The organism is Scandinavium sp. M-37 (assembly GCF_043558715.1).
Classification (GTDB): Bacteria; Pseudomonadota; Gammaproteobacteria; order Enterobacterales; family Enterobacteriaceae; genus Scandinavium; species Scandinavium vulneris_A.
Genome location: NZ_JBIGIN010000001.1, coordinates 310,397 through 331,024 on the forward strand (window position 1 = coordinate 310,397; position 20,628 = coordinate 331,024).

The window sequence follows — 20,628 nt, forward strand, 5'->3', positions numbered from 1 at the left end:
AAATCACTTACTATGGCGCGCTTTTTTACGCTACGTGTAAATAAGCGCACCGGTAACGCGTAAGAGGCAATACATGTTATCGACAACAGGATGCATTCCTGGGTTGTCATCAGAAATGTTCGCGGGCGGACATTTCGTAAGGCGAAGCGTGCTTCCCTTATGCCGAGAATGAAAATTTTCTTGCCATCTTTATATGGCGCCCTGATATGAGATTGTTATGACTCGCGTTTATCCACAATTCGTCGTTGCCAAATTTGGCGGTACCAGCGTTGCTGATTTCGATTCAATGAATCGCAGTGCCAGTATAGTTCTTGCAGATGACCACGTTCGCTTGGTCGTTTTATCTGCCTCCGCAGGGGTCACAAATCTATTAGTCGAACTTTCTGAAGGGCTGGAAAGTCGCGATCGTATGGATAAAATTGATACCCTCCGCGCTATCCAGCACAACATTATTTCCCGCCTTAAATCGCCATCGATCATTGGCAAGGAAATCGACCAACTCCTTGAAAACATAACACGTCTTTCTGAAACAGCGTGGGAAGCGCCTTCCCCTGCGTTGAGCGATGAACTGGTTAGCCATGGCGAGCTGATGTCGAGCCTGTTATTTGCTGAAGTGCTTCGTGAACGTGAAGCACAGGCTGAATGGTTTGATGCGCGGAAAGTCATTCGAACCAACAACCTGTACGGCTGCGCTGAACCCAATATCAGCCTTGTAGAAAAACACGCTGAAGCCCATCTGCGGCCGCGAATTGAACAGGCGATTGTGATAACCCAGGGTTTTATCGGCAGTGATGACGCCGGGCATACCACGACCCTGGGACGAGGCGGGAGCGACTACACCGCGTCCCTGTTGGGGGAAGCATTACACGCCGCCCGGGTGGATATCTGGACGGATGTGGCCGGCATCTACACCACCGATCCGCGCATTGTGGCGCAGGCCCAGCGTATCGACCATATCTCCTTCTCCGAAGCCAGCGATATGGCTGCTTTTGGTGCAAAAGTGCTCCATCCAGCGACGCTGTTACCGGCAATGCGCAAAAATATCCCGGTGTTTGTCGGTTCCAGTAAAAACATCTCTGCCGGTGGCACGCTGGTTCGCCGCGAGACGGAGAATCCGCCGCTTTACCGTGCCATTGCCGTTCGACGCAAGCAAACCCTGCTGAGATTACATAGCCTTAATGCGCAACCGGCATACGCATTTTTTGCCGAAACGTTCGCGATCCTGGCAGAACATCAGGTAGATGTGGATTTGGTTACGACCTCGGAGAAAGGGATAGCGCTGGCCCTGAACGCCACGAGTTCAACTTCTGGCGAAGATAACACCCTGACTACCGCGCTACTCACCGCCCTCTCAGCGCATTGCCGCGTCGAGATTGAAACCGGGCTGGCGCTGGTGACGCTGATTGGCAATCAACTTCATCGTAGCGCGGGCGTCTGCCGCGATACCTTCGTGGAGTTGGATGCGCATTGCGTGCGCATGATTTGCCATGGCGCATCCAATGATAATCTCTGTTTCCTGCTGCCAGACGATGCCGCTAACGACGCGGTTGCGGCACTGCACCGCCGATTATTTGAGTGAGTGAGATCAGGGGCGTATATGCGCCCCTGATCTATTTAAGACCTCACCTGTTCACTCGTCTGCGGCTGATTTCCATCCTCGCAGGCGTTCTCTGTTACTTTACCATTCCCGCCTATTTAGCACGTTGCAACGCCTGTTAATCATTTTGGGCCTATCGGTCAATGTGAGCGCTGGATTGCTAAGCTGGAGTGGATTAGGTTAACAGCCTCAGAGCAAACTCTTGATCTTCCTTATCACCTGCTGGAAGTGCGGATCGTTGATAAAAGAGTGGTGATAATGCAAATAGCATTCATAGGTCAGATGCAAATTGTCTGGCAAGCTGTGCTGCTTCACCGGCAGAATGGACTCCAGTTTGCTACCCAGGTTTTTGGGCATTCGGGTGACACAATCGGAATAGGCGCATAGCATCACGGCATTCAGAGAGCTACTGGAAACACATGCTGGGTTTTGTTGTTCGAAGAGATTGTGGAAATCCTGCGTCTGCTCAATATCATCACTGAAAAAATACATCCCTCGCGACCACAGCGCATGTCTATTTTCATGCCAGTCCTCTATGGTGAACCTCTCACCAATCGTTGGATGATCCTTGCGGGCGATCATCCCCACTTCAGCTGTAAACAGTTTTACTTGAATGATCGAACTATCAATCTGCAGCCTGGAACCCAGATCAATATCGACTTCTTTATTTCTCAGCGCTGCCAGCCGACGAGACTTATCCTGATCGCTCGTAACGTAGCGCAATTCGGCCTCGTCCTCAGACGTAGGTCCCCATGCCAAAGCAAGAAGAAACTCTATAAGCGTATAGGTACTGATAATAAACGATCGCTGATGGTTTGCGGCTCCTGTGTCATCAGGAGGAAACGCCTCTATCATGTTCTGGTAACGCTGGCTAAGTTCTGTCGCCAGTGTATTCGGTTTCATCCCTTCCTTAGTACGAAAAAACAGCGCCGAACCGGTCGCTTTTCGTGCTTTATTGATGAGATAAGTTACCGCACCAGGCGTCACCTGAAGCATTTCCGCCGCTTTGGTGACACTACCAGCAGTACTCAATGTATCAATAGCCCTGAGTACTTTGACATCCAATTCTACACTCATTTCAAATTACCCTGCCCATATCAGTGACGGTAGTATAGACACAATCGCTGTATTAAATGACCAATTTGATGATCTAGCCAGAGATGATATCGAATATCATCTCCGCCGGAGACGAAAACTTCGATCAGATGGCTTTCGAATGAAACTCAATATGTCTTTTTTACTTTTTAAAGAAATTAAATAACAAACATAAAGCCTTACAAAACAGTTTGTTGCGCTATCATCGCCCCGACAAACCTCACTGCTACAAAGTTTTCAGTATTGTCTGAAAAGTCTTAAAACCTTACATTCCTTCTGGCATTGTGGTTGTTTGATCTTCCAAATAGAAACTTTCACTTTGCCAAATAACTTATAAAAATAATTCCATGCCTTACTGGAGTGTTACGTAATGTCACACACAATAGAGTTAAAGTTATTAAAAATCATCAATACCCTGGTGATATGTGGTAGTGTCAAAACAACAGCCAAGATACTTAATTTAAGTCCAGCGGCAATCAGTTACTCATTGAAAAAGCTCAGGGAGATTACTGGTGAGCATCTATTTATTCGTACCCGGACGGGAATGAAACCCAATAGTACGGCGTATGAACTCAGCCAGCGGTATCAAAAACATTTCGCTGCTGACTTTGAATGTGACACATTAGATAATCATCAGACTTCTACCGAGTTAACCATACTGACATATTCACCTATTGAAATGTTGCTATCAACCTCAATAGCCAATTTGGAACAAAAGTCGCACCATGACCGTTATGTTTTTTTGCCTTATACAACTAATGCTAGCGAACGTCTGGATAACTTGATCAACAAAAGTGCGTATATTGATATCGGCTCTGAATTGCCGCAAGACTCAGCGGTGAGTAAATTAAAACTATTTACCTCGGATATTTCCATCCTTGCTGGAATTAACAATCACGATCTCCCGGATGTGTTGACCCTTAAAGATATGTATCAACTAAAACATGCTTTATGGTCCTCGCTGGGTGACTATTATTGCGAAAGCATGAATGTGTCGGCCGAGGTTATAAAATACATTCAGGAACGCGAGATTGCGGTTGTCTCTAGCAGCATAATTAATATGGTGGAATTTTGCTCGCGCAGTGAGTGTATTATGCTGATCCCCGATGTTTTTACTCCCTTATTTACCAGGACATTTCCGGTAAAATCCCTTCAACTTCCTGCTGAGCTGCATATGAAACATGATTGCTACATCCATTTCAATAACCGCGTGTCCGAAAACGCCCTGATGACCCGGTCGATTGATGCGATCATTCGCTCCGTCAAGTCAACCATTATCAGTCAGTCACCATGAATACAACCCTAGATATTAAAATGAATAAAATCAGTCTACAAAAGTTAAAGATCATCAATGAAGTCATTGAATGTGAAAGTGCAACCGAAGCCGCGAGACGTCTGAATATCTCTACCTCGGCGATAAGTTACACCATAAAAGGCCTTAGGGATTATCTCGGCACAGATATTTTCACTCGGACCAAATTAGGTTTAAAACCTAATGAAACATCTCTCGCATTACAGCAGCGTTATCGTGAGATAATGTCGCTGAATAGTACTAAACGAAAATTTCACGTCGCCACCTATTCTTTGATTGAACTATTGCTGACCAATTCAGTTCAAGCGATGGAAGGGAATACTTTATTCCATTTCCAGACCATGGATGAGAACGAGGAAGAACGATTACGCAAGCTGAAACTGCGAGAAGTGGATATTGACATCGGTGGAAAACTGCCCGATGACATTTCTATTACATCTAAACGTTACCTACAATCCGACACCACCATTTTGGTCCGTGAAAATCACTCAAATATCAAAGATAGCTTTACCCTAAATGACTGGGAAAATAATACACACTTGCGCTGGCGTCGGGATTTAGGCAGCATTACCAGCATGATTGATGAAATTAAATTTGCAGATGAGCTGTTTCTGAATCGGAAGATTTCCTGGGAAAGCCCAAATTTACTGACCATGGCCTGGTTATGTGCCAACAGCGACGCGATCATGGTCATTCCTGAAATATTCGTTGCACCGTTGAAAAAGCTGTTTGCCTTAAAGTCTTTAACTCCACCGGTGGAACTGAGGATGAAATTTGAATGCTATATTCACTATCACCGCGCGTTGAATTCCGAGCTCAATCAGTTGGACCTGACGTTTATTTGACATGATTTAGCTAGATACTCTTTCAGCGGCACGTGCTATGGTGAGGCCCGTTCATTGGAAGGTTAAGCATCATGTCTTTTCTCAATTACGCAATGAAGCTCATGGGTGGTGCGTCAACCACCACCATCACCTGCCCCAATTGCGGGCTGAAATCAACACAACCGGCCTCAAAAATCCGCCTCAAGCAGGCCATGCTGTGCCCTGGATGTAAATCCCTGTTTGTCGCCTCGCGCTAATCCCTGACGAGCGCGGCAGCTCCACGCCCATGTTCTATACTTAAGAGTTAATCCGGCAGCTGTTAAATCCCCGATGCCTCACGCCCATCCTGAGAGAACGTTTCTGAACTGATTTCGCAACTGCTCCTGCGCGTTCACGTCGCATCAGAGCAAGCCTATGAAAATGAATCCGAAGGAGTGGTTGAGCCGCTCCTTGCCCCTGGTCAATGCACCCGATCTCGTCCCGTTCCCGGCAAACGATCCTGCCGGAGAAACAAGCCTACGCGCTGAACTCTTTTCCTCAGCCCAGATGGAACGTTTTGGCAAAAAACTCGCCGGTTCGCATAAATTATCCCCTGCTAAATTGCCTTATTACCTGCTCAAGCGCCTGAGCGACAACGAAACCGTTATCACAGAAAACTGCTACGTGCTGAATGCCGGGAAAAAGGCCAGCATAATGCCCGCCGGGGAATGGTTGCTGGATAATTACTACCTGATTGAAGAGCAGATCCGCATCGTGCGCCAGCACCTGCCAAAAAACTTCGGTAAAGGCCTGCCTGCACTCGCGTCACCTCATCACTGTCCGCGCATTTATGATATCGCGGCGGAAGCTATCGCCCACGGAGACGGTCGCTGGGATGCCGCCAGCCTGACCAGCTACATCAGCGCCTATCAGCTGCAAACCCCGCTAACCTTAGGCGAGGTTTGGGCATTACCCGGCATGATGCGGCTGGCACTCATTGAGAACCTGCGCCGGGTTAGCATTGACGTGGTAAAGGCCCAGCAGGAACGTAATCTGGCCGACAGCTGGGTGACGCGCATTTTCGAATGTGCGGAAAATGCCCCTGCGGATGTCATTATGGTGATTGCCGACATGGCACGATCGCAGCCGCCGCTTAGCAGCGCTTTTGTCGCTGAAATGGTGCGTCGTCTACAGGGTCGCAGCAATATGCTGGCGCTCCCGCTCACCTGGATTGAGCAGCGTCTGGCGGAACAGGGCGTCACCACTGAGGCCCTCATTCATCGCTTTAATCAACAGCTGGCCGCCAGTCAGCTGTCAGTGAGTAATAGCATCGCCGGTTTACGCCTGCTCAGTGAAACCAACTGGGCTGATTTTGCGGAAGCGATGAGCGTGGTCGAACAGACGTTGCGCCTTGATCCGGCGGGAACTTATCCGCTGATGCATTTTGATACCCGCGACCATTACCGCCATGTAATAGAAATCCTCGCCAGAGGCAGTCGTTTCACCGAACCCGCCGTGGCCCAACATGTGCTCAGCCTCGCCGAACAAAGCGCAGCCGATACGCCCGCCCAACATATTGGCTTCTGGCTGATGGGTGACGGCCGTCAACAGCTGGAAATCGCCCTGGCGGCGGACACCTCGCACTTCATACGCCTGCGCCACAGTTTTAACCAAATCCCCCTGCTTTCCTGGCTCGGCAGCCTGAGTCTGTTGACTACCGCGATAACCGCCGGGATCTTGCACCAAACCGTCCTGTCCGGCATGAACGCCCTGCTTATTGTGCTGGCGCTGCCGCTGATTATGACGGTGGGTCAACTGGTAAGTGACCTGCTGAGTGAAATGACAACCCGCTTTCGCCGACCGCGCCCTCTGCCGCGGATGGATTTTTCCGCTGGGATCCCGGCGGAGTTCGCCACGATGGTGGTGATCCCCTGCCTGCTCACCAGCAGCGAAGGTATCAGCAAGCTGCTGACCAGCCTTGAAGTCTGCTGGCTCGGCAATCAGCATGAACACCTGCGATTCGCACTGTTGACCGACCTGACTGATTCCGCCAGCCAAAACTGTGCTGGTAGCAGCGCCCTGCTCGATCAGGCCGTCTCGCAAACCCAGGCACTTAACCGTCGCTACCCGGCGAGCCGACCTCGCTTTTATCTGCTGCATCGCGCCCCGGAATGGAACCCGCCGCAGGGCGTATGGATGGGGTACGAACGCAAACGCGGCAAACTGGCGCTGTTGAACAGCTGGTTACGCCAGCCCTCGGCGCAGTTTTCCAGCGTGGAAGGCGTGCCTGCTGACCAACTGCCGGAGCAGATCAAATATGTGATTACGCTCGACAGCGATACCGTCCTGCCGCGCGAGACGGCGCACAAGCTGGTCGCCACGATGGCGCACCCGCTTAACCGCCCCGAATACGATCCCGCTCGACAGCGGGTGGTGAAAGGCTACGGCATATTGCAGCCTGGGCTTGCAGAGGAGATGCCGCGCAACGGGCAAGGCCGCTATGCCGCCCTGCGCAGCAGCGTGCCGGGGAATAATCCCTACTCGATGATGTCGTCCGATATCTATCAGGATTTGTTCGGCGAAGGATCGTTCGTCGGGAAAGGCATCTACGATGTGGATGTGTTTGTGCAGGCCACCGCCAATACCTGCCCTGAAAATCTGGTGCTCAGCCATGATTTACTCGAAGGCTGTTACGCCCGCTCCGGGCTGTTGAGCGAGGTGTTACTCTACGAGCAGTATCCGAATAATTATCTGTCAGATGTGGCGCGACGCACCCGCTGGATCCGTGGCGACTGGCAACTGCTCAACTGGCTTAAACCCCGGGTGCGTAAAGCCGATGGCAGCCGCGATAAAAACCCGCTATCGGCCCTTTCTTACTGGAAACTGTTGGATAACCTGCGCCGCAGCCTGGTGCCGCCTTCGCTGCTGGCACTGCTGTTTTGTACCCTGCTGTGGGTGCCGAATCCACTCTACTGGCTGGGCGTGCTGGCGGTAGTGTGGCTGCTGCCGACCGGACTGGCGGTCGCCCACGATCTGCTGCGCAAGCCTGCGCGCCGCCCTTTAATGCAGCATCTGCTTCTGGTGATGTCCGGCGCGCTGAAGCGGCTCACCCGCGTCGGACTGAACTTTATCACCCTGCCCCATGAGGCCGGGTATTCGCTATACGCCATTGGCGTGACGCTGTGGCGACTCGGCTTCAGCCAGCGCAACCTCAGTCAGTGGGTCAGCTTTAGCCCGGATAATGAGCAGGCCAAAGTCTCCCCAATCCGCTTTTACCGCGCGATGTGGCTGAACGTGGTCTGCGGAGTGGCGATCACGGTATCTACTGCGCACGTCGCGCCCTGGTTCTCGACCGTCGCTTTACCGATTGGCATTCTCTGGTGTCTGGCCCCACTGCTGTTGAGCTGGCTGAGCCGTCAACCGGTGCGGAAAACCTTTTCGCCGAACAAAGAGCAAAAACAGCTGTTGCGCCAGACCAGTCGCGAAATCTGGGCCTTCTTTGAAACCTTTGCCAGCGCCAAAGAGAACTGGCTGCCGCCGGATAACTATCAGGAAATTCCACAGCCGACCATCGCGCACCGCACCTCTCCAACCAACATTGGCCTGTCGCTGATGGCCAATCTGACCGCCTGGGATTTTGGCTATCTGCCAATGGGTGAAGTCTTGCAACGCATCACCCTGACCCTGGATTCGCTCGATAAAATGGAGCATTACCGGGGCCATTTGTATAACTGGTACGACACCCGCACGCTTGCTCCGCTGAGCCCGCGCTATGTCTCCAGCGTCGACAGCGGCAATATGGCCGGTCATTTGTTGACCCTGCGCGAAGGGCTGACGGCGATGCGCACCCAGCCGGTGCTGAACGGCACCCAGCTGCTGGCCGGGCTGGACGATACCCTGAGTATTCTGGAAAAACACTGGGGACAACATGCGCCTACCGGGCTGCGCCTGATGCGCCAACATTGCCGCAGTGCCGCCCATTTGCCGCCCGCACTCTTGTTCACCGAGCTGAAATGGATGCGCACCCAGAGCAACCACCTGTATGCGCAGTGCAACCATGAAAACCGACTGGTCGTGCGCTGGATAGAACATCTCCAGCATCAACTGGTGCTGATGTGCCATGAATGGACGCACCTGCTGAGCTGGATAACCGACGCCTGGGACGCGCCCGCCTTGCCAACATTGAGCGAGCTTGCGCAGGCCAAACACACCGGCGCAGGCACGCCGTGTGCCGCCTCTATCTCTCTGGCACGGATGCGGCTCGACATCATCACCGAGCTTGAGCAGCGGCTGAACGATCACGCGCAGATGGATTTCACCTTCCTGTACAGCGAGGTCACCAGCCTGTTGAGCATCGGCTATAACTGCGACAGCAACATGCCGGACAAGAGTCATTACGACCTGCTGCCCTCCGAAATTCGTCTGACCAGTTTCCTCGCGATTGCCACTAATCAGCTGCCACTGAAAAGCTGGTACGCGCTGGGGAGACTGTTCACGACGATTGATAACGAAACCGCACTGATGTCCTGGAGCGGATCGATGTTTGAATATCTGATGCCGAACCTGGTGATGCCCACCTGGCCCGGCAGTCTGCTGGATGAAATGAGTCAGTCCTCGGTGATGCGCCAGATAGACTGGGGCAAAGAGCGCGGCGTGCCGTGGGGGGTGTCGGAATCCGGCTACTACGCGTTTGACGTGCAGCAAAATTACCAGTATCAAGCCTTTGGCGTACCCGGTCTCGGGCTGCGTCGTGGGCTGGCAGATGATATGGTCGTCGCGCCGTACGCCACCCTGCTGGCGCTGATGATCTCGCCACAAAAGGCCTGTGAAAACCTGGCCCGGCTGGAAAAAATCGGCGCGCGCGGTGAGTTTGGTTTTTACGAAGCGCTGGACTACACCCCGTCGCGACTGGCCACCGGGCAACTGTATGCCGTGGTGCAATCGTGGATGGCGCATCACCAGGGTATGGCGTTTCAGGCGCTGGCCCATGTGTTGCTCAATGCCCCAATGACCGACCGGTTTATGGCCAGCACCGCCTTCCAGTCGGCGAGCCTGCTGTTACAGGAACGGGTGCCGGACGAGGTCGATCTCTACAGCCCGCGGCGCCATTTTGAATCGCATGAAGGTCGGGTAAAACCGGTGCGCTATGAACCGCGTGTTTTCACCGATGCAGACAGCCCGGTGCCGGAAGTTCAGCTCCTGTCCAACAGTCATTACCATCTGATGATGACCCACACCGGCGGGAGTTACAGCCGCTGGAACGATCTGGCTCTCACCCGCTGGCACAGCGACACTACCCGCGATAACTGGGGCGCATTCTGTTATATCCGCGATGCCCAAACCGGCGAACTGTGGAGCAATACCTGGCAGCCCATCGGCGAGGCAGACAGCAATGATGAAGTGATATTTACCGACTCGGGCGCGGAATACCGACGCTCACTTGGTACGTTGAGCGTCAAAACCAAGGTTGTGGTTTCACCCGAAGATGACATCGAACTGCGTCGCGTCACCCTGCTGCACCGGGGCCGCCAGCCGCGCACCATCGACCTGACCACCTACGCCGAAGTGGTGCTGGCCCCTGCCGCCAGCGACGAAGCGCATCCGGCATTCAGTAACTTGTTTATCCAGACGGAACTGATTGCCGCGCAGAATGCGATTCTGTGTCACCGTCGCCCGCGCGCGCCGGACGAAAAAACGCCCTGGCTGTTGCACATGATGGTGGTGCATGGCGATAAGCAAAGCGACGTATCATTTGAAACCGACCGGGCAGCCTTCCTCGGACGTGGCAGAGGCCCGGCGGATGCGCTGGCGGCTCATCAAAGCGGCCCGCTCAGTAATACCTCCGGTTCGGTGCTGGATCCGATGCTGGCCATTCGCCAGACCCTCACCCTGCAACCGGGCCTGCCGGTGACGCTGGATATCGTGTATGGCGTGTGTGAAAACCGTCAGCAAAGCCTGGGCCTGCTGGAAAAATACCGTGACCATCCGATTGCCGATCGGGTCTTTGAACTGGCCTGGTCGCACAGCCTGGTGGTGTTACGCCAAATCAACGCCAATGAAGATGACGCCGCGCTGTTTAACCGCCTCGCCAGCGCCATTCTCTATCCGTGTCAGGAGCTGCGTGCCGACGGTCGCGATATCAGCCGCAATCGCCGGGGACAATCTGGCCTGTGGGGCTGGGCGATTTCCGGCGATCTGCCGATTGTGCTGCTCACCATCACCAGCGAGGAAAGCATCCTTTCAGTCACCACCCTGATTCAGGCGCACCGCTACTGGCGGCTGAAAGGGTTGGCGGTGGATTTAGTTATCCTTAACAACAGCCCCGGCGGCTATCAGCAAGGGCTGCAAAATATGATCATGGATTTGATATACGCCGGGTCGGAAGCCAGCCAGTTAGATAAATCCGGCGGCATTTTTGTGCGTAACGGCGAGCATCTTTCCGCCGAAGACAAACTGCTGTTAATGAGCGTGGCGCACCTGTACCTCGATGATCGCTCAGGCGGCCTGAACGAGCAGCTCGATCAGCGCATTCATACTCTGAAAGCGCTCCCGAGACCGTTCGTGCCGCACGCGGGCCCGGGTGACAATCTGCATATTCCGTGGTCGCCGGACACCCGTCAACTGCTGCATTTCAACGGTCACGGAGGCTTTTCTGAAGATGGGCGAGAATACCAGATTGTGCTGCGGGAAAACGAACCCACGCCAGCCCCGTGGTCAAACGTGCTGGCTAATCCTCATTTCGGCAGCGTGCTGTCCGAGGCGGGTCAGGCCTACAGCTGGTATGAGAACGCCCATGAATATCGGCTTACGCCGTGGGAAAACGATCCGGTTAGCGATCGCAGCGGCGAAGCGTTTTATCTGCGCGACGAAGAGAGCGGCGCGTACTGGTCCCCAACCACCCTTCCTGTGCGTGGCGAAGGGGATTACCTCACCCGTCACGGCTTTGGCTACAGCGTATTTGCCCACCGTGAGAACGGCATCGACAGCGAGCTGACCATCCTGGTGGCCGAACAGGACCCGGTTAAGCTGGCGATTCTGACGCTGAGCAACAACTCCGGGCGGCCGCGTAAGCTGTCGGTCACCGGGTTTGTGGAATGGACGCTCGGGGCGTCACGCGCGCATTCCGCCCTGCACGTCGTCACCCGTGAGGCCAGCGTGAACGGTGGCTGTGGCGTGATGGCAAATAACTTTTACGGTGCAGACGGCGGCGGTCGGACAGCCTTTTTAGCCGTGAGCGGCGTCCACTGTTCAATGACCGGCGATCGCCGTGAGTTTATTGGCCGCAACGGCACGCCAGCCAAACCAGCGGCGATGAACTTACGCTGGCTATCGAACAAAACCGGGGCCGGGCTTGATCCCTGTGGTGCGGTGCAGTCTGCAGCAACGCTGATAGACGGCGACCAGAAGACCTTCATTTTTGTCCTCGGCGTCGGGGACGATCAGGCGCAGGCTCACACGTTGCTCAACCGCTATTTGAATGAAGACGCGGCCCGGGAAGCGCTGAACCATGTGCATCAATACTGGCACAACCTGCTGGATAAGCTGGTCGTTAATACCCCGGATACCAGCGTGAATTTGCTGGTTAACGGCTGGCTGCTGTACCAAACCATCGCCTGCCGTTTGATGGCGCGCAGCGGCTACTACCAGTCCGGCGGCGCGTTTGGTTTCCGCGATCAGTTGCAGGACACCCTCGCCCTCAGCCACGCGGCACCGGAGCGCCTGCGGGAACAAATCGTGCTTTGCGCCTCACGGCAGTTTATCGAAGGCGATGTGCAGCACTGGTGGCATCCCCCGCATGGCAACGGGGTGCGCACCCGCTGCTCGGATGATTATCTCTGGCTGCCGCTGGCCGTCTGCCACTATGTGGAAACGACCGGCGATATCGGGGTGATCGATCAGCGCATCTCCTGGCTGGAGGGACGCCCCCTGCAGCCAGGCGAAGAATCAGTGTATGACCAACCGGTGATCAGCAGTCTTGAAGAAACGCTGTGGCAACACTGCGTCAAGGCCATTGAGCACGGTCTGCGCTTTGGTCAGCATGGCCTGCCGCTGATGGGAGCGGGTGACTGGAACGACGGCATGAACCGGGTCGGGATCGACGGCAAAGGTGAAAGCGTATGGCTCGGCTTCTTCCTGTATGACGTTTTAAACCGCTTCGCCGGACTGGCCGAACAGCGCCCGGACAGCAGCATGGCCGAACGCTGCCGCACCGAGGCGGCGCGTTTAGGCAAAAACCTTGAAGCGTCAGCCTGGGACGGCGAATGGTATCGTCGCGGCTATTTTGACGATGGCAGCGCGCTGGGGTCACACGCCTCACAGGAGTGTCGCATTGATGCGATAGCCCAGAGCTGGTCGGTGCTTTCCGCAGCGGCTAGCCCGGAACGCAGCCGCCAGGCGATGCAATCGCTGGATAACTATCTGGTGGATGACGAGGCTGGGCTGATTAAGCTACTCACCCCGCCGTTCGATGGGCATGGGCCGAACCCCGGCTACATTCAGGGGTATCTGCCGGGCGTGCGTGAAAACGGCGGGCAGTATACCCACGGCGCAATCTGGGCAGTAATGGCCTTTGCCCGGATGGGCAATACCGAACGCGCCTGGCAGCTATGGGCGCGGATCAATCCGATTAACCATGGCCTGAACGCGGAGGATATTGAGCGTTATAAAGCCGAACCTTATGTGATGAGTGCGGACGTTTACAGCGTTGAGCCGCATACCGGGCGTGCGGGCTGGAGCTGGTATACCGGATCGGCAGGCTGGGCCTATCGCCTGCTGACAGAGGAACTGCTGGGGATAAAACGTTACGGCGTCACTTTCTCGGTACATGCTCAACTGCCAGACGCTTGGCCTGCAATCAACCTTAGCTGGCAAAACGGCAGCAGCCAGTATCAGATAAGCGTCACGCGTGGCAATGAAGACTACAGGGTAATGCTCGACGGTGTGACGCTGCCGGATGACAGAATTCCGTTAGTCGATGACGGGCAAAGCCATAGGGTTGAGATTACACAAAGGTAAAACGGTAAGGCCGAAAGAGCGGGACTTAATCCTCGCTCTTTTTGCCCTGCCAGTTGGCCCACGGATTGTCGGCGGCGTCGGCTTGCTCTATGTCTTCCAGTGAATCAATGTACAAATCTTCAACCTCTTTGCGTGCCCACGGGGTACGGCGCAGGAACTTGAGGCTCGACTTAATACTCGGATCGCTTTTGAAACAGTTAATCTTGACGTGCTTCGCCAGCCCCACCCAGCCGTATTTGGCCACCAGCGCAGTCAACAAGGCTTCGAGAGTGACGCCGTGGAGTGGATCTTTTGAGGGCTGAGTGGTCATGATTTTTCCTGCGATATCTGTGAAATTGCGCACACCATACTGGCTGTAAAAGCCTTCTGCAACATTCGTAAAATACGCTGCTGCTGTCTATCCAGCATAATCAATAGCCTGAATACCCCCCAATATTTGCCCCTGCCCGTCCACTACACCAGTTACCGCTTTGTTTTATACTCATCGAAAAGACCAATACCGATGGGGCACCACAGTGGATAAAAACCAACGCGCCGTTATGCTGCGTGAGAGTTGGCCGTTGCTCTTTGCGCAGCAACCGCCCAGGCCGCTTAAAGTCGGCATCATGAAGGATCTGATTGCCGATGCTGCGAGGCGCGACATTGATTTCCCGGGGGTTGAAATTGGCAAAGCCCTGAAGCGTTATACCCGCACCATTCCCTATCAGCTGGCGCTCGCCAGTGAAAGCCAGCGCTACGGGATCGACGGCAAACCCGACGGCGTGATCACCGACGAACAGCGCGCTATGGCATTGAACTGGTTGAATAATAACCCAAACTACCCGCAGACCGCTGCGCCTTCGGAACAAACTTAAACCCTGAATGCCTTTTGATGCGGCGACCCGCTTTCCCGGTTGCTCCCCCTGGCGAATCATACGAGAATGAGTTTCGCTAATGTGAAGGCCTGAATAAGACAGGGATATGATTATCAGCTCACGAATCCACCCCATGATTGCCCGAGTGACCTGGACCAGCGCCCTGATTGCCAGTGCGCTGCTGCTCGCCAGCTGTGGCTCAAAACCACCTAAGTCGCTCGTGACCCCGCTGCCGCCGGTAGCAAAACATCCACTGCCGAATAAACCGGATGATAACCGCCCGGTACGCGGCGTGTGGCTTACCACCGTGTCGCGCCTCGACTGGCCGCCGGTCTCTTCGGTTAACGTCAGCAATCCTGCTACCCGTGCCAGCCTGCAAAAGAAAGCGCTGACCGATAAGCTGGATAACCTGCAACGCCTGGGTGTGAATACCGTCTTCTTCCAGGTTAAACCGGATGGCACTGCCCTTTGGCCGTCAAAAATTTTGCCATGGTCCGATATGCTGACCGGAAAAGTGGGCGAAGATCCGGGCTACGATCCGCTGCAGTTTATGCTCGATGAAGCCCATAAACGTGGAATGAAAGTCCACGCCTGGTTTAACCCGTATCGCGTCACCACCAATATCAAACCGAGTACGGTGGCCGAACTGAATCGTACCCAATCCCTGCATCCGTCCAGTGTGTATGTCGCGCATCGCGACTGGATCCGTGTTTCCAGCGACCGCTACGTGCTCGACCCGGGTCTGCCGGAAGCACGAGACTGGATCACCAGTATCGTCGCGGAAGTGGTAGCGCGTTATCCGGTCGACGGCGTGCAGTTCGACGACTATTTCTATACCGAAACGCCCGGCTCCACCCTGAATGACAGCCAGACGTTCCGCACCTACGGCCAGGGGTTTGCGTCGAAAGCTGACTGGCGACGCCATAATACCGAGCAGTTGATTACTCAAGTCTCGCGCACCATTAAACAGCTAAATCCGAACGTGCAGTTTGGCGTCAGTCCGGCGGGCGTGTGGCGTAACCGGTCGCACGATCCGTCAGGCTCAGACACCCGAGGTGCTGCCGCCTATGACGAATCTTATGCTGACACCCGCCTGTGGGTGCAAAAAGGGTTACTCGATTACATTGCGCCGCAGGTTTACTGGCCATTCGCCCGGGATGCCGCCCGCTATGATGTGCTGGCAAAATGGTGGGCAAACGTGGTGAAACCGACGCATACGCGGCTGTATATCGGCGTGGCGCTGTATAAGGTGGGTGAGCCGTCGCGTAATGAGCCCGACTGGACCGTTCAGGGCGGCGTGCCGGAACTGAAAAAGCAGCTCGATTTAAATGACTCGCTACCGGAAATTCAGGGCACCATTCTGTTCCGTGAAAATAACCTGAATCAGCCACAGACGCAGCAGGCGGTGAACTACCTGCGAAACCGTTGGGGCAGTTGATTGGCGTTATCCGGGGCATGAAATATTGCTGAAAAAAATCAGAAACTCATCGCCAGGCCGATGCCGTACCCGCTGGTGTTTTCGCCGAACATATAACGCGCCACCAGCCGGGTGCGGGTGATAAACACTGGATATTTACTGCTGTCGAGTTCCAGGCCCAGCCCGACGGAGCTCAGGCTATTGAAGCCCAGTTGGCCGCGCTGTTCGCCGAGATATGCGGTATGCGCGCCTTCCAGTACGTAGCGCACCGGGCTTTGCAGCAGCGTCCAGTCAAACAAAGGCGCACGACGACGCAGGTAAAGGCCGAGGTTTTCAGCATTTGCCTCGCCCTTTACCCCCTCTGAGGTGCTGCCAAACGTCTGCAGATTCATCGCTGAATAGCGCAGCTCGACGTCAATATCCTGCGGGGTGGAAATCAGCTCATAGTCCAGCATCAGTGACCCGCCCAGCCCGTAGGCGTTGAGCCTGCCGCCATCCAGGAACTTGAAATCGGCATCGCGGCGTTGCTCAACCACAAAGCTGCCAATCCGTACATCGCTGGCCATTGTCCCGAGCATAAAATTGGCTATCGGGCGCAGCACCAGATTTCCGCCCCAGCGATCGGTATGCAGTTTAAAATCCCAGCCGATGCCGCCAGTGGCGGTCAGACTGTTCCATTTGGTGGGAATGCTTCGGGTTTCGGTGCCATTAGAAAAGACAAAATGCGGATCGTAGCGGCTGTAGCCCATCGCGCCTTCGAGATAAATCGGAACGCTGTCGCTGAGCGTCGCCCCGCCGCCGAACTGCGTCATCGACAGGTCGTTACTCTCGCCGCTGCCGTTATTAATATTCAGGTCGCTGGCGGTGACGTCGGGGAATACCGAATAGCTCATTAAGGAGAGAACCGCATCCGCACGCTGTTTGATACGGCTCCCGTCCGCCGCGGCATCGCTACAGGCGACGTAAAACGCGGCGCAAAGACAAATCGTCTGCGGCAGGAAACGACGTTCCGGGAACAATACAGTCATCGGTATTCACACCTCCCGCAAAACAAACTCCCCGTGTTTATGCCCTACCAGGTATAGCCCACCCCGGCAATGACATAAAACTCCCCTTTATGCTGCACTATCGGGCTGTCGGCAATGTCTTTGTCGTACAGTTCGTAGTTAGCGGCGAACAGCCCCATCCAGTGCGGGCTGAAACGGTAGCTGGTAATAACCGCCGCCATCGGAGAGACCGTGGTTCCGGTGTCCCACGCTTCGCGCTGCGGCGTGGCTTCGTCTGACGAGACGCCGCCAAAATAGTAGTTCGCCATTTTATCGCTGCGAATCATCACGCCCATACCCGGCATGACCAACAGATTATCGCGAACGATCGGGAAATCAGCCCATAGCAGCAATTCCTGGCCGTTACTGCGCCCGGTGACATCCGAGGCAAAACGGGCGGAAAACAGCGCATACGGGGTGATGATCGTCCCGCCGACCCCGGCTTCAAGTTCACCTTTACGCTTATGCATCCCGTGCAGCGAACCCGCGTCATCCGGGTCAAGATTGCCAAAGCGATAGCGGCCGTATCCATACAGCGCCACGTTATCATCCAGATGGAAGTAGTAGCGTGCACGATCGCCGAGATACATCAGGTTATCGCCGAAATAAAGCCCGCCGGGAATAAAGTACGTGCTGTTATCCTGGTCTTTATAGCGTGCCTGGCCGCCCAGCGTGGCGGCACCGACGACAAAACCCTTGGGTACCGGGCTGTTCGGATTGTCTCGGGCCAGAATATCCATCGAGCCGAGATCCACTTCGGCGCAGGCAAACGAACTGAAAAGCCATAGCGCGCTAAGCGCAGCCGCGGCATTGCGGTTAAATGTCATTATTATTCCTGAACGTGCTGTTGGCTTTCATAGCGCAATAATTGAATGCTTAAATTTATCAACCGATTAATGTAGACGTATCCCGACACAAAACCAAAAACTTCACGGCAGGATCGTCTTAATCATGATGAAACGAAGCCGTGCGCTTCGCGATGAAAAGAGCCTGGCACAACGCCAGACACTTTGCGAATCAGGCTGATAACTCTCCTGGATAGCGCTGCTGGCAGACCGTCAATACCGTTTGTCGCAGCCAGCGATGAGCCGGATCGACCTCCATACGCGGGTGCCACATTTGCGAGATGATGATAGGCCGGGTTTTAAACGGCAGTTCAAACGTGTGCAAGTGGTGTTGCGGCTGAAGAAATGAGGCAGGAATGAGCGCGATAAGATCGGATGCCTGGGCCACCGCCAGCGCCGAAGGAAAACCCGGGACGATACTGACAATTTTTCGCGTCAGCCCTAACGTGGCCAGGGCTTCATCAACCGGGCCATGCGGTTGACCGCGCCGGGAAGCCACCACATGCCCCCAGTGAAGATAGTCCTTCACCTCGACCGATTCTGCCGCTGCCAGCGGATGGTCCTTGCGCACCACCCCGACATAGCGATCGCGAAACAGGGTCTGGAGCCGAATTTCCGGCCCCATATTGCTCTGTACGCCAATCTCTAAATCCACCAGTCCTTCACGCAGATAGCGGGTATTTTTCTCCGGCTTCGGCATAAAGCGCAGACACACCTGCGGCGCGACCTTCGCCACGGCGGCAATCAGCGCTGGGCCAAACGCATCGACAAACCCATCGTTGGTGCGCAACGTGAATCTTCTCTCAAGTTGAGCAAGGTTCAGTTCAACGGATGAGGGTTGCAGGACCGCCCTTACCTCCAGCACCGCGTTGCGCGCCCGGTCGCGACTCGCCTGGGCATAGGGCGTCAACACCATGACTCGTCCGGCGCGTACCAGCAGCGGGTCGCCAGTGACTTCGCGTAAACGACCTAACGTGCGGCTCATTGCTGAGGTACTTAAATTCAGGCGGCGAGCGGCTCCGGCGACGCTCACCTCGGTCAGTAGCGCATCGAGGGCAATCAGCAGATTAAAATCGGGATCGGTCATCAAAATATTTCCCTGAAAGCGCAGATAAGGCGTTTGATGCAACTATACAGTAACAATGCTGCGTCTTCCGCCTGTTTTCGATTACGCATAAAGTTGCCTCATCAAATTTCCCCTGACGAGACAAAAATAATGGAACTCTTTTCTGATAAACCCGGAGATGAAGGATTACCCGGGCGTGAACGCGCTCTGGCGATGGCCGCCGTGATGACCTCCACTCTGATGGCCGTATTCGACGGGTCGATGGTCAATATTGCCCTGCCTCAGATGGCACAATCCCTACAGGTTGCCGCCCCGCTCGCGGTCTGGTTTGCTAACGGGTATCTGCTGTCTGCCGCCATGACGCTGGCCATTTTCGCCGCGCTGGCGACCCGCTTTGGCTTTCGCCCGGTGTTTATTTTCGGCCTGAGCCTGTTCACATTGACCTCGCTGGGCTGCGCGATGTCGTCTTCCGCTGAGATGCTGATCGTGATGCGGATATTGCAGGGCGTCGGCGGGGCTGCCACGCTGAGCATCGCCCCGGCGATATTACGCTCGGTATTTCCGGGCCGCCTGCTGGGCCGCATTCTTGGTCTGAACGCGCTGCTGATTGCGGCCAGTACCGCCCTTGCTCCTGTGCTGGGCGGCACACTGCTTGGCACGTTGAGCTGGCAGTGGCTGTTTGCGATTAACGTCCTGCCAGGCCTGGTGGCGCTGGGGCTGGCCATTAAAGCCATTCCGCAAAAACCGATGCTAAATAGACAGCGCTTTGATGCGCCCGGCGCAGTTCTTTCCGCTACCCTGCTCGGCGCGTTAATTATGGCTGCCAACGGTTTCGCCGATCCGCATGCGTCCAGCCATGCGCTAGACGCCACGGTAATGGGCTGGGGCGTACTGGCGCTGCTGAGCGGCGTGGCTTTCGTGTGGCTCATTCGTCAGGCCGAACACCCCCTGCTGCCGCCGGTGATGTTTGGTTCCCGACGCTTTTCCCTCGCGGCGTTAACCTCACTGGCATCGTTTATCAGCCAGGGCATCACCTTTGTCGCCCTGCCATTTCTCTTCCAGAGCGTGTACGGCTATAGTGCGTTTACCTCAGCGCTGTTGTTTACCCCCTGGCCGCTCGGCATTGTTCTGATTGCGCCACACGCTGGAAGACTGGCTGATAAATACGCCCCATCAGTGATTTCTTCGATGGGCCTGCTGGTGTTTGTGGTTGGGCTGGCATTGCTGGCAACGTTGCCCGCGCACGCGGCAGCCTGGGATATTGGCTTGCGCAGTCTGGTGTGCGGCGTGGGATTCGGTTGTTTTCAGAGCCCGAATAATCGGGAAATGCTGTCGAATGTGGCGAGGGAATACAGCGGGTATGCCTCAGGCGTGCTGGCGATCATGCGTACCTTCGGGCAATGCCTGGGCGCGGCGTTAGTGGGAGTATTATTGGCGGTAATGGCATCCTCACCCCGCGTCGCGCTGGAGGAACAGGCGGTAAGAATGAGTTTATGGGTCGCTGTCGCCGCATCCGGGTTGGCTATCTTGCTGAGTCTGAGTCGCCTGAGCAGGCATAAAAAAACAATCCTGTAGACC

The 20,628-nt window shown here is 55.0% G+C and carries 13 protein-coding genes; 8 read left to right on the forward strand and 5 right to left on the reverse strand.

The features are described 5' to 3' along the window. Nucleotides 1-217 precede the first annotated feature (217 nt). Nucleotides 218-1,579, forward strand: coding sequence for a lysine-sensitive aspartokinase 3 (gene lysC / locus ACG0Z5_RS01460; protein WP_394444974.1), 1,362 nt, complete (start codon nucleotides 218-220; stop codon nucleotides 1,577-1,579). Between the two features lie 207 nt (nucleotides 1,580-1,786). On the opposite strand, the gene ACG0Z5_RS01465 is transcribed toward lysC, so the two are convergent. Beyond that, on the reverse strand, nucleotides 1,787-2,674 hold the full coding sequence (locus ACG0Z5_RS01465; protein WP_394444975.1) for a LysR family transcriptional regulator: 888 nt from the start codon (nucleotides 2,672-2,674) through the stop codon (nucleotides 1,787-1,789). Nucleotides 2,675-3,062: 388 nt separating this feature from the next. On the opposite strand from ACG0Z5_RS01465, the gene ACG0Z5_RS01470 reads away from it, so the two are divergent. The 4 genes from ACG0Z5_RS01470 (at nucleotide 3,063) to ACG0Z5_RS01485 (ending at nucleotide 13,822) form a co-directional block, all read left to right on the forward strand. Beyond that, nucleotides 3,063-3,986: a LysR family transcriptional regulator gene (locus ACG0Z5_RS01470; RefSeq protein WP_394444976.1), complete on the forward strand. Its 924-nt coding sequence runs from the start codon at nucleotides 3,063-3,065 to the stop codon at nucleotides 3,984-3,986. 20 nt (nucleotides 3,987-4,006) lie between these two features. Next, nucleotides 4,007-4,849: a LysR family transcriptional regulator gene (locus tag ACG0Z5_RS01475; protein WP_394444977.1), complete on the forward strand. Its 843-nt coding sequence runs from the start codon at nucleotides 4,007-4,009 to the stop codon at nucleotides 4,847-4,849. Nucleotides 4,850-4,920: 71 nt separating this feature from the next. After that, the gene (locus ACG0Z5_RS01480; protein ID WP_394444978.1) at nucleotides 4,921-5,085 is read left to right on the forward strand and encodes a YnfU family zinc-binding protein; all 165 of its coding nucleotides are present in this window, start codon (nucleotides 4,921-4,923) and stop codon (nucleotides 5,083-5,085) included. A gap of 157 nt (nucleotides 5,086-5,242) precedes the next feature. Next, nucleotides 5,243-13,822, forward strand: coding sequence for a GH36-type glycosyl hydrolase domain-containing protein (locus ACG0Z5_RS01485; RefSeq protein WP_394444979.1), 8,580 nt, complete (start codon nucleotides 5,243-5,245; stop codon nucleotides 13,820-13,822). 25 nt (nucleotides 13,823-13,847) lie between these two features. Here ACG0Z5_RS01485 and ACG0Z5_RS01490 read toward each other — a convergent pair whose 3' ends face one another. Beyond that, nucleotides 13,848-14,132, reverse strand: coding sequence for a VF530 family DNA-binding protein (locus ACG0Z5_RS01490; protein ID WP_394444980.1), 285 nt, complete (start codon nucleotides 14,130-14,132; stop codon nucleotides 13,848-13,850). A gap of 205 nt (nucleotides 14,133-14,337) precedes the next feature. Here ACG0Z5_RS01490 and ACG0Z5_RS01495 point away from each other — a divergent pair, with 205 nt between their 5' ends. Next, nucleotides 14,338-14,676: a ProQ/FINO family protein gene (locus ACG0Z5_RS01495; protein ID WP_394444981.1), complete on the forward strand. Its 339-nt coding sequence runs from the start codon at nucleotides 14,338-14,340 to the stop codon at nucleotides 14,674-14,676. A gap of 133 nt (nucleotides 14,677-14,809) precedes the next feature. Beyond that, nucleotides 14,810-16,114, forward strand: coding sequence for a glycoside hydrolase family 10 protein (locus tag ACG0Z5_RS01500; RefSeq protein WP_394444982.1), 1,305 nt, complete (start codon nucleotides 14,810-14,812; stop codon nucleotides 16,112-16,114). A gap of 38 nt (nucleotides 16,115-16,152) precedes the next feature. Here the strand turns inward: ACG0Z5_RS01500 and ACG0Z5_RS01505 are convergent, their stop codons facing one another. The 3 genes from ACG0Z5_RS01505 to ACG0Z5_RS01515 all read right to left on the reverse strand — a co-directional run bounded on the left by ACG0Z5_RS01505 (nucleotide 16,153) and on the right by ACG0Z5_RS01515 (nucleotide 19,071). Then, complete coding sequence (locus tag ACG0Z5_RS01505) at nucleotides 16,153-17,121, reverse strand: hypothetical protein (RefSeq protein ID WP_394444983.1); 969 nt, start codon at nucleotides 17,119-17,121, stop codon at nucleotides 16,153-16,155. A gap of 44 nt (nucleotides 17,122-17,165) precedes the next feature. Next, nucleotides 17,166-17,966, reverse strand: a complete 801-nt coding sequence (locus ACG0Z5_RS01510; protein ID WP_394444984.1) for a MipA/OmpV family protein — start codon at nucleotides 17,964-17,966, stop codon at nucleotides 17,166-17,168. A gap of 190 nt (nucleotides 17,967-18,156) precedes the next feature. Then, complete coding sequence (locus ACG0Z5_RS01515) at nucleotides 18,157-19,071, reverse strand: LysR family transcriptional regulator (RefSeq protein ID WP_394444985.1); 915 nt, start codon at nucleotides 19,069-19,071, stop codon at nucleotides 18,157-18,159. A 129-nt stretch (nucleotides 19,072-19,200) separates the two neighbouring features. On the opposite strand from ACG0Z5_RS01515, the gene ACG0Z5_RS01520 reads away from it, so the two are divergent. Beyond that, nucleotides 19,201-20,625, forward strand: coding sequence for an MFS transporter (locus ACG0Z5_RS01520; RefSeq protein ID WP_394444986.1), 1,425 nt, complete (start codon nucleotides 19,201-19,203; stop codon nucleotides 20,623-20,625). The last annotated feature ends 3 nt before the right edge of the window (nucleotides 20,626-20,628 follow it).

Coding starts and splice junctions, on each gene's coding strand:
- ACG0Z5_RS01520 (WP_394444986.1), top strand. CDS start 19,201: ATGGAACTCTTTTCTGATAAACCCGGAGATGAAGGATTACCCGGGCGT.
- ACG0Z5_RS01515 (WP_394444985.1), bottom strand. CDS start 19,071: ATGACCGATCCCGATTTTAATCTGCTGATTGCCCTCGATGCGCTACTG.
- ACG0Z5_RS01510 (WP_394444984.1), bottom strand. CDS start 17,966: ATGACATTTAACCGCAATGCCGCGGCTGCGCTTAGCGCGCTATGGCTT.
- ACG0Z5_RS01500 (WP_394444982.1), top strand. CDS start 14,810: ATGATTGCCCGAGTGACCTGGACCAGCGCCCTGATTGCCAGTGCGCTG.
- ACG0Z5_RS01505 (WP_394444983.1), bottom strand. CDS start 17,121: ATGACTGTATTGTTCCCGGAACGTCGTTTCCTGCCGCAGACGATTTGT.
- ACG0Z5_RS01485 (WP_394444979.1), top strand. CDS start 5,243: ATGAAAATGAATCCGAAGGAGTGGTTGAGCCGCTCCTTGCCCCTGGTC.
- ACG0Z5_RS01475 (WP_394444977.1), top strand. CDS start 4,007: ATGAATAAAATCAGTCTACAAAAGTTAAAGATCATCAATGAAGTCATT.
- lysC (WP_394444974.1), top strand. CDS start 218: ATGACTCGCGTTTATCCACAATTCGTCGTTGCCAAATTTGGCGGTACC.
- ACG0Z5_RS01490 (WP_394444980.1), bottom strand. CDS start 14,132: ATGACCACTCAGCCCTCAAAAGATCCACTCCACGGCGTCACTCTCGAA.
- ACG0Z5_RS01470 (WP_394444976.1), top strand. CDS start 3,063: ATGTCACACACAATAGAGTTAAAGTTATTAAAAATCATCAATACCCTG.
- ACG0Z5_RS01480 (WP_394444978.1), top strand. CDS start 4,921: ATGTCTTTTCTCAATTACGCAATGAAGCTCATGGGTGGTGCGTCAACC.
- ACG0Z5_RS01465 (WP_394444975.1), bottom strand. CDS start 2,674: ATGAGTGTAGAATTGGATGTCAAAGTACTCAGGGCTATTGATACATTG.